The 16,394-nt window shown below is 40.3% G+C and carries 9 protein-coding genes; 1 reads left to right on the top strand and 8 read right to left on the bottom strand.

What is annotated here, in order from left to right; all coding sequences use genetic code 11:
* Positions 1–88 precede the first annotated feature (88 nt).
* The 7 genes from FBD94_RS19620 to FBD94_RS19590 form a co-directional block, all read right to left on the bottom strand.
* Positions 89–1,435, bottom strand: coding sequence for a sugar porter family MFS transporter (locus FBD94_RS19620; RefSeq protein WP_136881454.1), 1,347 nt, complete (start codon positions 1,433–1,435; stop codon positions 89–91).
* A 104-nt stretch (positions 1,436–1,539) separates the two neighbouring features.
* Positions 1,540–3,465, bottom strand: a complete 1,926-nt coding sequence (locus FBD94_RS19615; RefSeq protein WP_169472361.1) for a glycoside hydrolase family 97 protein — start codon at positions 3,463–3,465, stop codon at positions 1,540–1,542.
* Positions 3,455–4,510, bottom strand: coding sequence for an aldose epimerase family protein (locus tag FBD94_RS19610; RefSeq protein WP_136881452.1), 1,056 nt, complete (start codon positions 4,508–4,510; stop codon positions 3,455–3,457). The genes FBD94_RS19615 and FBD94_RS19610 overlap by 11 nt, the downstream gene beginning before the upstream one ends.
* 129 nt (positions 4,511–4,639) lie before the next feature.
* Positions 4,640–5,863: a DUF4998 domain-containing protein gene (locus FBD94_RS19605; RefSeq protein WP_131612099.1), complete on the bottom strand. Its 1,224-nt coding sequence runs from the start codon at positions 5,861–5,863 to the stop codon at positions 4,640–4,642.
* Positions 5,864–5,890: 27 nt separating this feature from the next.
* A complete protein-coding gene (locus FBD94_RS19600; RefSeq protein ID WP_136881451.1) occupies positions 5,891–7,123 on the bottom strand; it encodes a DUF4959 domain-containing protein in 1,233 nt (410 codons plus the stop codon).
* A gap of 38 nt (positions 7,124–7,161) precedes the next feature.
* On the bottom strand, positions 7,162–9,099 hold the full coding sequence (locus FBD94_RS19595; protein ID WP_131612095.1) for a RagB/SusD family nutrient uptake outer membrane protein: 1,938 nt from the start codon (positions 9,097–9,099) through the stop codon (positions 7,162–7,164).
* 21 nt (positions 9,100–9,120) lie between these two features.
* The gene (locus FBD94_RS19590; RefSeq protein ID WP_136881450.1) at positions 9,121–12,405 is read right to left on the bottom strand and encodes a SusC/RagA family TonB-linked outer membrane protein; all 3,285 of its coding nucleotides are present in this window, start codon (positions 12,403–12,405) and stop codon (positions 9,121–9,123) included.
* A gap of 504 nt (positions 12,406–12,909) precedes the next feature.
* On the opposite strand from FBD94_RS19590, the gene FBD94_RS19585 reads away from it, so the two are divergent.
* Entirely contained in the window at positions 12,910–13,794 is an 885-nt protein-coding gene (locus tag FBD94_RS19585; protein WP_131612091.1) for an AraC family transcriptional regulator, read from the top strand.
* Here the strand turns inward: FBD94_RS19585 and FBD94_RS19580 are convergent.
* On the bottom strand, positions 13,791–16,127 hold the full coding sequence (locus FBD94_RS19580) for a glycoside hydrolase family 95 protein (RefSeq protein WP_136881449.1): 2,337 nt from the start codon (positions 16,125–16,127) through the stop codon (positions 13,791–13,793). The genes FBD94_RS19585 and FBD94_RS19580 overlap by 4 nt on opposite strands.
* Positions 16,128–16,394: the final 267 nt, after the last annotated feature.

Raw genomic sequence — 16,394 nt, 5'->3', positions numbered from 1 at the left:
CTATTTTGCGCTTATCCTCCGCCCATAAATGCGCTAGCCCGGATAATTTTATATTTATCAAACCCGGCTTAAAGCTGCGAAAGGAACATTAATGTCTGATCAGGTTATCTTCCAATTCTTCCAGCGTCTGCCCTTTAGTTTCCTTTACTTTTCTAAGTACAAACAGAAACCCCAGGAAGCAGATCACTGCGTATAGGTAAAAAGGTCCGTATGCCCCCAGCTTTTTGGCGAGGATGGGAAAAGTGAATACCAAAATAAAGTAAGCACCCCATAGTGAAACGATAGCCACAGAAGATGCGACACCTCTGATCTTATTGGGAAAAATTTCCGATATCAATACCCAGGTTACCGGGGCCAGCGAAATAGCATACATACTGATGGCCAGTAATACAAAAATGGAAACCATGCCTGCCGGATAATGATTTTGCAGCATAAAAGCCAGAATAATATATACTACAGACAGACCTAAAGATCCAATTAGCATCAGCGGACGGCGACCAAGCTTATCGACCTGCCACATAGCCAATATGGTAAAAACAAGGTTTACAATTCCGATGGCCACAGTTTCAAACAACTGTCTGTCCAGGTTAGCTCCTACAGACTCGAAAATGGTAGAAGTATAATTGAACACCACATTGATCCCGCAAAATTGCTGAAAGACAGCCAGCGTAATCCCGATAGCTACAGCCGGGCGGACACTTTTATGAAATACGTCTTTGTAAGACTGTTTAGTATTACCTGTAAGCGATTTGCGTATAGCTTCAGTCGTGTTTTCCATAAACGTAACTGAACCTATTTTATTTAATACCTTCCTAGCCTGCTCATCCTGTCCATCTTTTAACAACCAGCGCGGACTTTCGGGGAGCCAAATCACGCCTATCAGGAAGATGACAGAAGGTACAGTACCCAAGCCAAACATCCATCTCCAGGCATCCGGCCCGGTGTCAGCCAGAAAATAATTGACCAGATTTGTAACAAGGATACCGATAACCACCGTTAACTGGTTGATGGCAACATTCCTCCCCCTTACTTTGGCGGGCGACACCTCTGCTATGTACATCGGACAAAGCATAGAGGCCATTCCCACACCTATTCCGGCAGCAAATCGCATCACTACAAATAAGGTGAGGCCGGATGAAAGTGCAATACCAACAGAGGAGATCGCAAATATAATTGCGGCAAGCATGAGGCCTGGTTTCCGGCCATATTTGTCAGCAAGATTGCCAGCTAAAAGACAGCCTACTATACATCCCAAAGCCAAAGACCCGGTCAGGAATCCCTCCCATACAGGATCAAGCATAAATTGCGTTCTTAAAAAAGGCAATGCGCCGGATATAACAGCGAAATCAAATCCAAAAAGGTATCCACCCAAAGCCGATATGAAGGAAATGCCAATAATATAACCGCTATTAAATGCTTCTGGTTCTTTGTTCATTTTGTCTATATTTGATTGAAATAAAATTGAGATTTTTGTTCATTAAAGCCAATAGATTATAATTTCTAAAAGATGGATTTTAAAACCATGACGGTTTATAATCTTTATGGATGAATATAAATGGCCGCACCACCCCCAGAAGCCATTTTCAAATCCAACTTTGTGTTACTATTAACTTTAACTGACTTATAGTCATACCGTTCTGCGTTAAGATTTGCATCTTCATTATCCGTATAGATCTCGGCAGTATAACTTTTTCCAGCAGGTAAAAATCTAAAGTCCATAGGAATAGATCTTTCGGTCCAGTTTGTCATTGCCCCTACAAACCATTCCTGGCCTTTTCTTTTAGCTATTATAGCATATTCCCCTATTTTTCCGGCAAGTGGTTTGGTTTCATCAAATACCGTAGGCACCCTTGATAAATAATTCATGATATCCGGGTACTTCATATATTCTACAGGAGAATCAGCCAGCATAGCAAAGGTCTGATTATAAATAACAAACATAGCCAGTTCATGACACCTTGTTCCTTGTCCTGAAGGTAAACCTGGGTCGATAGGTTTAAAATCAGCTTTGGTTTTATTTCTCATTGCACCAGGCGTATAATCCATTGGCCCGGCCAGCATTCTGATAAAAGGAATGATAAGATGGTGATCAGGATTGATAGAATAATCCCACTTATCAGATTCCGCCCCTCTAACGGCTTCATAGTTTACAATATTCGGATAAGTCACCTCCATCCCAGAAGGTTTGGTACAACCATGAAAGTTAACCATAAGCTTCCTTTTAGCCGCTGCTTTCGCAATTTGTTCCATCCATTGCATAGCCAGCTGATCATCACGATCAAAAAAATCTACTTTTATACCAACAGCTCCCAAAGATTGAATAAAATCCAGACTTTTATCCAGATCCTTCATAATGGTAGATGCTACACACCATAAAAATATACCTACGTTCTTCTCTTTTGCACCCTTTATTACCTCCTTTATATCCAGTTTAGGGTTTATTTTCGTAACGTCGTAATTGTCAGACCAACCTGCATCAATCATCAGATATTCAAGATGATGTGTCGCAGCGAAATGCACGTAATAATTATACAACAAGGTATTTCTGTTGTCCATTCCCGATGGAATATCAAGCCCAGGGAGCATTGCATCATGCCACCACTCCCATGCAGCCTTCCCTGGTTTTATCCATTTGATATCCTTGATCAGTACGGGTTGCGCCAATTTAGCGATCAGGTGATTATTTAAAAGCGCTTTATCTTCATCAGCGATGATCAGCACCCGCCACGGATATGCTCTTTTACCATTAGTTCTGGCAAGAAAATTTTCTCTTTGTTTTACTACTGAAACAAAATTGCCCCAGCTCCCCATTTCAGTTTTAGCAGGATATTTAGCCCATTCACCAACAAACTTTCCTTCTTTCTTCTGAATATACATTCCCGGATAATCCCATACGTCAGATTCAGCAATCAATACTTTAACCGATGCATCTTGATAATCAAATAAAGCAGGTGTCGTAGCTCTTACCCCATTTGCAATAGCGTTTACAGAGGACGATTTAATGTATGACCCCTCCCAGCTCGTATAACTATCCGTTTGCTGTAAGATTGCAGCAGGCTGACCTGGTAAATTAAAATCTGCCTGCTCACTGATTACCTTTACCCCTCCTTTAAAGTCAGTCAAAAAACGATAGGCAATTCCTTCATTATATGCCCTGAATACCAAAGAAAATGAATTTTCAAAATTTATGATCAGTTCATTAAATTCATGGTTATGGTTAGTTTTTGTTGATTTAACGATGGATTCATTCCCCAATATTAATTTATCTAAAGTGAGGGAAATTGTTGAAGGCAACAAAACAGCTTTACTATTAAACAAAACCGAATAGACAATCTCTTTATTGACAGCGACATTTACAAGCAATTTTTCATCAGGCGATTTTAATTGCAATTGTCGATCAGCAGCGAAGCCCCCTAGGCTTCCCAGCGATAAAAGAGTGATAAAAAAAAGTGATTTAATTTTCATATTGTGATTTATTTGTGTGTATGTCAAATTTGAAGACAATCGCATGATGTGCAGTTGTCCCGGTTTTAAGCACGGGAGAAGGAAATGATATATGATTCGGGCTGTCCGGAAAATATTGTGCTTCTAAACATACACCATCAAATGGTTTATAAATGCGGCCATTATGCCCTTTATCAGTTGTATTTAAATAATCACCGGTATACAGTAGTACCCCAGGATAAGAAGTATACAAGCTTAACTTTCTTCCCGACAAAGGATCAAGAAGAGCAGCTACAGGCAGATCAAGAGTTTGCCTTTCAAAATCCAGTGCATAACAAGTATTTAAACCTTTAATTTTTCCATCGGACTGCAACAATTTATCCCCAATTTTACAATCAGAAAATGTATTTGTATCATCTGCAGCTATAATTTTCCCGGTTGAAATGTAATCAGTGCCCGCTTCTACAATTTGATCTGCATAAATATGAAGGTGATGTTCAAAAATATGACCTTTTCCAGCTGAAAGATTAAAATAACTATGATTGGTAAGATTAAACAGTGTATCCTGATCTGTTTCTCCAAAATAATCTATTTTTAATTCATTATCATCAGTCCAACGGTAATGGACCTGCGCCTTCAGATTGCCAGGAAAACCACCATTCCCATCTGCACTCAACAAACTAAATATCAGTGCATCTCCATTTATTTCGTATGCAAACGTCTTTTTATGAAAACCCGCACTACCGCCATGGTTATGATTTGGCCCATCATTTTGCTCCAGCTTAAATATCTTTCCATCTAAACTAAAACTTGCATTGGCTATCCTGTTCGCAAAACGCCCCACTGTTGCCCCTATATAATTTTGATCGTTGACATAACCTCGCAATAGTGGAAAGCCAAGAATAATATTTCCAAGGATACCGTCCTTGTCATGTGTATGAACAGAAATAAGAGTAGCACCGTAATTGCTGATCTCTACAAATGCGCCTTTCTGATTAATCATTTTAAAAAGATAAACATCACCATCACCCACATTACCCCACCAACGCTTTGAGATCTTATTCATTTGTATTGTAACTATTGATTTGTAAAAAGAAAAGTTTAAGAAATACAATTCCTGAATGATTACACCACAATGTGACCTAATCATTCAGGAATGGCAATGAATGTTTTAACTGAAAATCATTCAGGATGCTTACTCGTTTTTATAAAACGATAATTCTAAAAGGTGAATATAATTAGCTCCGCCCCATGTTTCCAGCACTTTAAACCGCAAATATTTTACTTGTGGTATCGACGATGAGAAAGTAAACTTTTCACCAGCTCTTGCAAATGCACGGTCTGCATCGGTAAGTTGTCCTGTCGGCAAACCCGAAGGCTTAACCGAAGTAAAGGTGCCCATCTTTGTCCAGCTGCTGTCAAAACTACCGTTCGGATTTGGACTGCTGCTGCCCCATACTTCAAAAATTTTAAGATTAGCACTGTTATACAAAGCATTATCGCGCTGCCAAAGCCTGAAATTGTCAAGCTTAACGGTTTGTCCCATGTCAATTGTAAATGACTGCGGCAGTCCAGATCCCCCTGTATGGAAGCCTGCTGGATCTCCACCGCCCGTACCATTATTGTTATCCCACAAATTCTCCAGTTTCCACCCATATTCGTCACTAATATCTGTAGGCAGTTTAAACGACCTGAATAGTGATTTGTCCAGTTCTGTAATTTTAATGATGGTCGGAAAATTCGAAAACTGTGTTACGTTAAAGTTATCAATGGATCCGACTTCAGGAATATAAGAAGACCGGTATTGAACTGCTGTACCAGGTTTATAATTCGGGATCAAAATCGAGTTGTTATCCGCCAATAGCTGCCGCTCTTCTATTGCATTTGCTACATTGGTATAACGTATGGTTGTCGCCACGTTCATCGTATCCCTTTTGTTAAAGTTTAACTGCAGTGAACCATCGGATAAAAATCTATACGGTTCACTCACATTTACACCTCGGTTTAGCAGGGTGTTAATATAAGTCGAACCATAGACCCTTACATTGTTAATTGCGGTTGCAACAGATTTATTGCCTTCGCTATCATAAGACACCACCAAAAAAGCATAAACATATTCATTAAGGTTAGGCACGATCACCTTTACCAGATCTGTGGGGTTGTGCGTGGTGGCGGCTATCTCCATTGTATTTTCACCGTTGTTCCAGGAAATAACATATTTGACAATACTTGGATCGGGACTTGGGTGCCAGAATAATTCCGCCCGTAAGTTACCCGTATTGTAGCCTGGGTTCTGAATCTTTCCCGAATATTTGACCTCTTTATTGTCCAGGAAAGATTTATAATCATCAGCGTACTTTTTACAACCCAAAAAAACCAGGGATATAAAAGTGATAAGTGCAATATTATATAATTTCATAATCTATTTCTTAAAATTAAACACCACTTATAATGGGTTACCATACATGCTTATCTCCAAAGCATTTACATAATTTAATCCTCCCCAGGTCTGAGTAATATCAATCCTGATATATTTAGCTGGAGGGGCCGATCTTGGCATAGTGAAATTAACCCCTTTGGCTACAAAGGCTTTGTCCGCTTCATTAGCCTGGTTTGGTGCCAAACCTGACGGCGGATTGGGGAAAACAAAATTGCCCATATTTATCCAATCGCCAGCTACCGTACCCAGAGCCGTACCTGTTGGTAGAGCTACATCGACAGGGTTATCCTTATTAGATCCCCATAGCGTAAATGTGCGTGTATTTTGGTATTCATAATAACTTGGTCCTCTTTGCCAGAATATAAAACGGCTGATTTTTGCTGATACACCCATACCAAATGTGCCTATGCTTTTGGAAACATTACCATTAGTATGCCAGCCTGGTTCACCCAAATTACCATCAAACATATATTTCAAATCCCAACCATAATCAGTCGTTGAAGCGTCGCTGGGTAACCGATAGGTAAAAAACTTACTTTTATCCAACAGGGTTTCGTATAGCGGGGTTAAGGTTTTAAATACCGTATCCGAAACATTGCCAAATCTGTCGGTAGTATAAACTCCCACCTTCTGGGGCGTTGGCGGCAAATTCCTGATAGAAATATCTATCGTATTGGTATTTAAATATTCCGGATCCTGTTCATCATATTTTTTGGTGGTTTCATTATAAACCAGCATGTGCAAAGCAAGCGGTACCTTATTGACATTTTGCCCAAAGAAATTAGCGCCTCCAAAATCAGAGGTAATGTCGAGCCCGGAATTGACTAAAATATAATTTGGAGTTTTTGGATTCACTTTTACCACTACCGGGTCAGACATTACATTTGCCCTGCTCACAGCATATAAAGTAACTTCATACTCTTTTTCTCTGGCAAAGCCATCTACCATAATGGTATCGGTGTAATAACTGGATTTGGTTTCCCTTACCCGGTTATCATTAATAGGATAACGGGCCAAAACGTATAAAAGATTTTTTGAATCAGGTAATTTGTAGGTAATCCTGGCCGATCCGTTAAAGTTTTCTACTTTTATATTACTAACCACACCGGGTTTTGTCATATCGTTAGATATGACATCAATGTTAGCTTCCTGTTCTTTACAAGAGGGAAGCAATATGTTAACCAGAACTATGGCCAGGATCAAAAAGGCAGGGCGTTTTCTGTAATTAATTTTTTTCATCTGTATAAATTTTTAAATATTGACCGATAAAATTTAAACTATTTCCAATAGATGGTTTGAGCCAGCTTTTCATTTACAACGACTTCAGTATTTTTTATCGGCCATAAATAATCCTTTAATCCAAAAGTTGGAACCATTACTGTTCTGGGTCTGTAATAATTTGCTGCAGCCCCTTCATTTATACTCCAACCTTGCAAAGGTCTGCTCAACACGCCCTGCAACTCCTTCCAACGCCGCAAATCCCAACCCGCCTGGCCTTCAAAACACAATTCTATTCTTCTTTCCTGACGGATGATCTCTCTTCTGCCTTCTTTAGTATCAGGCTTACCTGGCCTATTGGAATATGTTTGCCATGCAGTTGCTACCCCAGGTAAGCCGGCCCTGGTACGGACCTTATCTACCCATAATAAAACATCTGATTTAGAGGCCATTCCTTCTTCATTCAGCGCCTCGGCATATAATAAATATAAACCAGCTAAACGCATAACAGGTAGTTTAAAATTAGCAAAACTGACACGCTGGTTCATGATAGATCTATAGTGAACTAGTTTTTTAGGCCAGTATCCGGTAACATTTGTGGCGTATGTACTTTTAGGTCCCGCAAGTGCGAATGCCCCCCTGGCCTGTACGTAATCTGCCTCACTCTCATTTCCCTTATCATTGCCAAACCAGATACCACCGTCAAAACCTAGAGCTGCGTAAAATCTTGGTTCACGGTTAAAATTAGCTTTTGCAGTTTCATAGCCTTGTTTTAAGTAATGCTTGTTCGCATCATCGCCAAACTGGGAACTATTTCTGTTGGTGTAATCAAACACACCACTATTATCCTCATTTATAGGCACACCATTTTTGGTGTAAAACAACTCGGTAGTAGAAATTGGTACTGACCAATTTGAAGGATAGCTGTTACCCAAAGAAACCGACTCCTGATTAAGTTTAGGGAAGATAAAGCCCTGATAAGCAAAATCATACTGTGAGGAAATAATCAACTCCGGGTTTTGATCCCAGTTTTCAGTAATAACCGATTGCAGTTTTAACACTTGTTTCAGTTCGTTGGAAACATCATTTACTTTATCAGTAGGAATCCTGTTATATAAATCCCCGCCCCGTGCTATGACCTCGTCAATAGCGTCTTTACAAGCTTTGGCGGCTAATGCCCATTTTTGAGGATCAACTGTAGTTGAAAAAAGATTTATACCATCCTTATCTTTAAAATTAGCATAATCAGGATTACCATTAAATAAGGGGCTTGCAGCTGTAATTAATACTTCGGCCTTTAAAGCCATACCGATAGATCTGGTAGGCCTTCCTAACTCTAAAAGTCTATTTGTGAGCACGGCAGGCAAATCGGGTATAGCTTCGTCTAACAACTGGTTTACATAAGCAAAGGATTCATCAACGGTGGCCCTTTTAACTTTTGTTGCTTCTATTGACCCATCAATTGCCCTGTTCTCTTTAGCTAATGAAATCGGCCCATATAACCTGATTAAATAGTAATGGTAAAATGCTTTTAAAAATTTAACCTCAGCGATCCATCTTTTCTTTTCAGGCTCTTTCAAATCAAAGGGCTTATCAATATTTTCGAGCATGATATTACATCTTCTTAAGGCAAGATAAAGCGCCTGGCCACCGTTACCTCCAGTCCAGTAGTCAATTACGGGGTCTGATGCATTTTGTATGCCCCCTCTGATCAGTTTAAAGCCCGGTGATTTAATTGTGTTAAAAGGATGATCATCGAGGCCAAGCGGATAGATAATTTCTGAAGACGTTACAAAGCCAACATTATTTTCGACCTCCCGGTTTAAATTCTGGTAAGTATTATAACATCCAAAAAGGTAATTTTCTGCTTCATTTCTATTTGAAAAGGCGTAATCAAGCGTACCCACATTATTGGGAACGACATCCAGAAATTTTTTACACGACAGGCCTGTGATACATAGCACAACAACGCAAGTCAGTTTATAATAGAATTTCATATCTTTTGTATTTATTGACAATTATAAATTTACGTTTAAGCCGAAATTGAACACTTTTTGTATTGGATAAGCAAATCCATTGCCTCCCAACTCCGGATCCCATATTTTAAATGGGCTCCAGGTTACCAGGTTCAATCCATTAAAGTAAAAGCGGCAGTTTGAAACCCTTAACGATTTTAAAATGTTTTTTGGCAGCGTATATCCAACTTCAAGTGATTTTAACCGGATAAAGCTACCGTCTCTGAGCCACCAGGAGCTGGATTGTAAATTGTTGGCAATTATAGAATTACTCGTGCCTAAACGCGGATAAGTTGCATACAGATCCTGATTTTCTTCTGACCAGTGACTGTCCGCAAATTCCTGTAATACTTGCGCCCTGCCCTCTACATATTTTACATTACGTTCTAAAAATGGGCTTACCTTTTTTGGATCGATAAAGAACGATACCCTCGCTTGCCCCTGGAAAAATGCCGACAGGTCAAACCCTTTATAGCCTGTTGAAAGACCAAAGCCGTAAACGATTTCAGGAGTAGTTGGATAGCCCATGAATACCATATCCAAATCATCAAGCTTTCCATCTCCATTTACATCGCGATATTTAATATCACCTGCTTTTGGCAGCTCTCCCAGAATTTTATTGTCGTAAGCATCAACCGTATTAAACTGCTGCTTAGGCGAATTGGCAACTTCAGCATCATCAACAAATAAACGTTCTGCAATAAATCCATAGCCACGGCTAATTGGCTGACCCATAAAATGTCTCCAGGTTTCAGGGTAATTGGGTTCTTCTATATACGTATATTTATTTGTGGAATAGGTGAAGTTGCCTCGAACTGCAGCCCACAGGCCACTGTTAAAATTTTGTTTATAGTCAAGTGATAAGTCTATACCTTCTGAATCAACCACCCCCAGATTGGTTAAAACATCCGCTTCGAAACCTTCAGTCGCAGGTATGTTTCGCTTGCGTAATATATCATAACGGTGGTTTTTATAAAATTCGGCAATAAGATTTAAGTTTTTCAGCAAAGTAACCTCTGCTGCCAAATTGGTTTGCCTTGAGGTTTCCCAGGTAATGTTGGAATTGGCATAACTTCTGATGGTTACACCGTTTAACTGATTTTGGTTATTGATACCAAACTGAGCAAAGTTACCCCCATTCAACTCAACATCTGAAAGATAGAAAAACCGTTGTGAACCAATCGCATCGTTACCCACCAGACCATGGCTAAATCGGATCTTTAAACGGTTAACAATATCGTTCTGCTTCCAAAAAGCTTCGTTTGACGGCACCCAAGCCGCACCAATTGTAGGAAAAAAACCATACCGGTTGTTATCGGAAAAACGTTCAGACCCATTGTAGCCAAAGTTAAACTCGACAAAATATCTATCCTTAAATGAATAGGTTGCCCGGCCTGCCAAACCAAGATTTCTGAACGGCAAAGAATAAGGTAAAGTAGTTGTCTCTGTTCTTGGATCTTTAGCACTTGAATATAAGGTCTGCTGTGCGGTACCGATTAAAGTGGAACTTAATGTGTGGTTTCCAAACTTCCTGTTATAGTCTAGAGCAGTCTGTATATAATAGAAGGAATTGGCATTAGGCTCATTTTTACTATACACTAAATATTCTGTAGGCACATTGCCGAATGACGATCCCTTCATAGGGTTAAGCCAGGATAGGGAATAAGTATTAGCTATTTTATCATAACCATTTGCACTATAGAAATAAGGAGTATATGAAAGCTGGGAATCAAAATAAGAATACCTATTGGTATTAAAGATGCCTCTTAATTTAAGGCCCTCCGTTATAAAATCGAAATTCTGATTAAGCTCCAGCTGTGCAGACATACGCGATTCAGACGAGTTTTTGTGCCCCTTCAGCAGTTGCGCGTACGGATTTCCGTTTGGATAAAGAATACTATTATTTTGCGTTCCATTCGGTCCGCCTACGTTTCCAAACAGGATATGCTTAGCCCCGGCATTGGCTTCATCAGCAGGATAATAGGCCGGGAACTCAACCGGACTGGCGTGTGAGGCGATGGCATACAGATCAGATGCAAAGGAACCATCTAAAGTAATCGGTCCGTTGTAATCACTAAAAGTGCCTGAAAGCCTCACAATAAGTTCGGTAGATTTAGAGAGGTTAACATTAATGTTTGAACGCAACTGGTAATTCTTGAAATTAACGTTGTTTTTATTATTATTACGTATATCTGTTTTTAAAATTCCGTTATCCACATTATAAGAGCCTGAAATATAGTATTTGGCCACACCACCCCCGCCACTAACGCTTAGATTATTACGTTGTGTCGTAGCCCTGTCTTTAAACAACATACCTATCCAATCAACCGCAGGATATACATATTGGTTACTGCCTGGTGCACCTGCAAGGGTAGCTTTTGTATTTTGTATTTTTATTGGCGCGAACGGTAAAGGCAAAGCCGGATCACGGGTTAATGAAGCCTCATTATAAAGGTTCATGTATTCAATAGGATCCACCAGGTTAAGTGTTTGGGTAGATTGGGATAACGAATATTCTGAACGAAAATTAATATTAGTCTTTCCCTCTTTACCTTCTTTAGTACTTACCAGAATTACACCATTGGCCCCCCGGGCACCATAAAGTGCTGTTGAACTGGCATCTTTCAGTATAGTGAAACTAGCAATATCATCCGGCTGCAAACGAGCCAGATCATTTGAGGTCAACTCTACATTATCGATCAGGATTAAAGGATCTTGCTTATAACCAAAGGTAGTTACCCCCCGGATAAAGAAGGAAGCATTATCTTGCCCTGGTTGTCCACTGCGCTGATAAGCAATGATACCTGCAGCCTGCCCTGCAAGTGCCGTGGTCAGGTTACTTGCAGGTATCTTTAAATCACCAGGTTTAATGGTGGTTACCGAGCCTACCACAGCTTCTTTTCGCTGCTTTTGTCCCATTGCTGTAATAACTACCTCGTCGGCCAGCATGTTATCTTCTAACAACTGAATGGTTACAACTTTGTTAGCGGAGGAAGCCGTGAAACGCTTTTCCTTGTAACCAACATAGGAGACCCGGAGAATAACACCTTCATTTACATCGAGCACAAATTTACCATTTGCATCGGTTTGCGTTCCAACCTGGGAGTTGCCTACGACAACTATAGTTGCTCCCGGAATCTTCCTGTTCAATGTATCCATTACCGTACCAATAATGGTAATCTTTACAGGTTCCTGTGAGTAGGCCTTATTCCCCACAATCGTAAAAAAGCATAACAGCAGCCATGCTGATGCCCATCGACCTTTACTAAAAATGTAAATGTATTTCATAAATATGAATTAAGTTTTTTTAACCAGTTTAGTGTGTGCGTTAGAGATATAGGGATTAGGCGCGTACGAATAAGTACGTCGTTACAAACAAAAAACTAAATGCCTGTAAAAGCAGATCATCAATTGTCCAGATCTTAAATGGAATAAAAATAGCGGTCATAACGAGTGGTTTAAGTTTATATTTGGTAAAGTAAAGCTATTCGATAATCGGCAGTCAGAAAATGTACTAATTAACCATAATGATGGACAATAAAATCATTTCAACACTCCTGCGGTAAATACCATTAGAAAAAATCTTATCACAAAAAAAGCCACTTTAAGTTTTCATCAAAAGTAGCTTGCCCCTAGATGATTAGCTCAAAATCAAGATACACCTTTGATTAAATATAAAGCTATCCTATTCAGCTGATCGAAAAATGTATAAATTAATCATAACAATGGATAATATACTCTTTTCATATGCAAATGTTTAGGTTATATTTGTATCACCCCTAACCAAATAGAATGGAAGAACAAAAAAAAATCATGGAAGGTTTTCTTGGACAGAGAATGATTGTCTTAACTCCAAATATTAGAAAAGAGATTAAAGAAAACCCCTTGATCAGTTCCTTTTACCTTACAGCTTTAGGCTATTATCCACATGCCGATGGTCATGAGTGCGAACGTCCGCGGGGAGCGAGTGAATTTATCCTCCTATATTGTATAGACGGAGAGGGCGAAATAGAAATGAATGATGAAGTATACCTACTAAAGGCGAATACTTTTTTCATTATTCCAAAAAACACCCCACATCGTTACTATAGTTCAGACAAAGCTCCATGGAGTATTTACTGGCTGCATTTTAGCGGCACAAACTCACGTAAGCTCTACGAGCGTTCTTTGATCGACGGCGCGTTCCATGTACATTCCATCCCATTCGAGCAATATCGGATCAAGTCATTTGACCAGATTTTTAATACGCTCGACAGAAGCTTCAGTTCCCGTGATATGGAAATTATGAATTTCCGATCGCTTTATTTCCTAACTTCATTCATTTACTACAGAGACATCAATCCAGCAGTTTACAGCATAGACATGGTGAGTAACTCCATCGCCTATATGAAAATTAACCTGGACAAAAAACTTAGCATTAATGCGCTGGCCGATGAACAAAACTTATCCATTTCCCACTACCTCCGGAGCTTCAAAGCCAAAACAGGACAATCGCCAATTGCCTATCTGAACCAGCTTAAAATACAGCAGTCCTGCCAATATCTTTATTTTACGGATAAAAGTATTAAAGAAATCTGTGCATTACTGGGTATAGACGATCAGTATTACTTTTCCCGATTGTTCACAAAATTGATCGGCACGTCCCCATCTGCCTACCGAAAAGCCTATAAGCGTTAGTTAAGGCTTACCTTTTCTTCCCTGGTTATTCCGTTTACCAGTACTTTTACTTTTTTATTTTTTACCGAACGGACCTTATAAGTAGTAACCTTTCCATCTTTCCATGAAAAGTCTACAGTGTAATTTCCTCTTGCCTTTAAGCCCTTCACTGTCCCCGAAGCTTTCCAGGCATCCGGAAGAGCAGGGAGCAGCTCAATTTTTCCCGTATGGCTCTGAATCAGCATTTCAGCAATCCCCGCAGCTCCTCCAAAATTACCGTCAATCTGGAACGGGGGACCTGCAGATAACAAATTAGGGTATACCCCACCTCCTGCTCCATAATTAATATCCGTACGCAAAGTGGGTTTAAGCAGTTCCTTAAAGAGCTTATAACTACGCTCGCCGTCGTGTAAACGTGCCCAGAACAGCAATTTGTAGGCGATACTCCAGCTAGGCCCATCATCACCCCGCACATCGAGGGTTCGGCGACAAGCCTCAGCCAGTTCAGGTGTGCCATCGGCTGTGATCAATGCCGCAGGAAATAAACCATATAAGTGCGAAATATGGCGATGCTGAGCGTCAGTCTCTTTATAATCTTCCATCCATTCCAATAGCCGCCCATCCTTTCCTATAATTCCTGCTGGCGGCACATGGCTTAATTTCTGTTCCAGTTCGGTGGCGAAATCCTGATCCATCTTCAGTATGCTGCTTGCAGTAATTACATTCGAAAACAATTCACGAATAATCTGATTGTCAATTGTAGGGCCTGCGCAAATACTGGCGGTTTTACCGTTAGGTAAATAAAAAGTATTTTCAGGTGAGGAAGAAGGGGAAGTGACCAGGTAGCCGCTTTTAACATCCTTAATGAGCATGCTGCTGTAAAACAGTGCTGCCTGTTTTAGCACCGGATAAATCTTTCGTAGATATCCATGATCTTCAGTGAAGGCATAATGATCCCATAAGTTACTGCATAACCAACCCGACCCAACTTTAGTTGCCCCCCAGGAAGCACTTTCACCGGGCTCGGTAAAACCCCATATGTTGGTGATCACATGTGCAACCCATCCCGGTGCATCGTAATAGGCTTTAGCTGTACGCTGCCCCGGAGCAACCATACCTTCTACCAGATCGGCCAGAGGAAGGTTCAGCTCAGAAAGGTTACTCACCTCCATTGGCCAGTGATTCATCTGTACATTTACATCCAGATGGTAATCACCATTCCAGGGTGTCTGGATCTGATTCGCCCAAAGTCCCTGCAAATTGGGCGGCAATAAACCTTTCCTGGTGCTGGAAATAGCCAGATATCTTCCGTACTGATAAAACAATACCGGCAGCCCATTATCAGCCTCCGGATGCAAACAAAAGTTTTTTAGCCTTTCATTCACCGGCACATGACTAAGGTCGGTTCCCCCAAGTTCAAGGTACACCCGGTTATAGAGCCGCTGAAAATTAGCAACATGTGCTTCCTTTTGTTTTAAATAGCCCTGTTTTACAGCCTTGGCCATCATCGCAGCCACACTGGCACTAAAGTCTTTATTTTTGTAACTCGTACCTGCCGAAACGTAAATGATTACCTCAGTCGCATTTTCGATAACCAGACGGTTGTCTTTTGCTGTTTGTTTTCCACCTTTGAGTACTGCGCGGACAGCGGACAGGTAACTCATTCCCCGATCTGGTGTTCCGCTGTCAAGGGTACCATACATCTGCAACTCGTTGCCAACTACCCTAATATCCGCCTTTTCAGGTCTGCTAAGTGCAATGCTGAAATTCAAACGACCCGGGACATCACTTGTAATCCGGATCACATTTACGTCATCATCAAAACTGGAGAAATATTCCCTCGTATAATTTACACCATCTATACGGTACTTACTATGGATTAGCGCATCGCCTAAAGCCAAATACCGGTTATAATTTGTATATTCTTTTACCCCAGCTTTATAATTGAAATCAAGGTTCAATTCACCAAGCATCTGAAAACAGCCGAAAGGTACCGAACCAGAGCCATTTCCGGTACAAACAAATGATTGATTGACTAAAGCCTGCGCCTCATCATTTTTCCCTTCAGCGATCAATCTGCGAATTTCAGGAAGTGCTTTATAAGCATTATAATTATTAGCATCCTGAGGTGCTCCTGACCACAACGTAATGTCATTCAATACGATTTTTTCTGAGAACACCCCACCATCAGGAGTCATCCCCAACCTTCCATTACCTACAGGTAAAGTCTCCTCCCAAACCATTGCAGGCTTGCTATACCAAAGCTGTAGCGGTTTACGCTGTGCAAAAGATATTTGATGTATTCCAACCCAAAAAAAGATAAAAATACCGAAGCATTTATAATTTATAGTCATAAGGTTATTAAGTAATGATGCAAATTTATCCCTAAAAGGAATATAAAGAATGGATTAACATTTCAATTCGATGGACTTTATGAGCATACCAAATGGCTCCCGAACTTGAACCTCCAGGAAAAATCTACGTATGTTCGGATGCTGCGAACTCTCTATTAAGTGCCATAATTAACGTACGAGGAAATTCAACCTCTTGCCTTTTTAGAGAACCTTGTAGGATCTTTCTCAAATCTCGTAAACTACTACTACCTGACTGATGAATATCCG

Source organism: Pedobacter hiemivivus (genome assembly GCF_005144565.1).
Classification (GTDB): domain Bacteria; phylum Bacteroidota; class Bacteroidia; order Sphingobacteriales; family Sphingobacteriaceae; genus Pedobacter; species Pedobacter hiemivivus.
Note: the sequence above shows the minus strand (reverse complement) of the source record. Positions and strands in the feature narration are given on the sequence as shown.

Bases quoted from the DNA above. Each gene is read 5' to 3' on its own strand.
- FBD94_RS19595 (WP_131612095.1), bottom strand. From the start codon at position 9,099: ATGAAATTCTATTATAAACTGACTTGCGTTGTTGTGCTATGTATCACA.
- FBD94_RS19590 (WP_136881450.1), bottom strand. From the start codon at position 12,405: ATGAAATACATTTACATTTTTAGTAAAGGTCGATGGGCATCAGCATGG.
- FBD94_RS19615 (WP_169472361.1), bottom strand. From the start codon at position 3,465: ATGAAAATTAAATCACTTTTTTTTATCACTCTTTTATCGCTGGGAAGC.
- FBD94_RS19610 (WP_136881452.1), bottom strand. From the start codon at position 4,510: ATGAATAAGATCTCAAAGCGTTGGTGGGGTAATGTGGGTGATGGTGAT.
- FBD94_RS19620 (WP_136881454.1), bottom strand. From the start codon at position 1,435: ATGAACAAAGAACCAGAAGCATTTAATAGCGGTTATATTATTGGCATT.
- FBD94_RS19600 (WP_136881451.1), bottom strand. From the start codon at position 7,123: ATGAAAAAAATTAATTACAGAAAACGCCCTGCCTTTTTGATCCTGGCC.
- FBD94_RS19605 (WP_131612099.1), bottom strand. From the start codon at position 5,863: ATGAAATTATATAATATTGCACTTATCACTTTTATATCCCTGGTTTTT.
- FBD94_RS19580 (WP_136881449.1), bottom strand. From the start codon at position 16,127: ATGACTATAAATTATAAATGCTTCGGTATTTTTATCTTTTTTTGGGTT.
- FBD94_RS19585 (WP_131612091.1), top strand. From the start codon at position 12,910: ATGGAAGAACAAAAAAAAATCATGGAAGGTTTTCTTGGACAGAGAATG.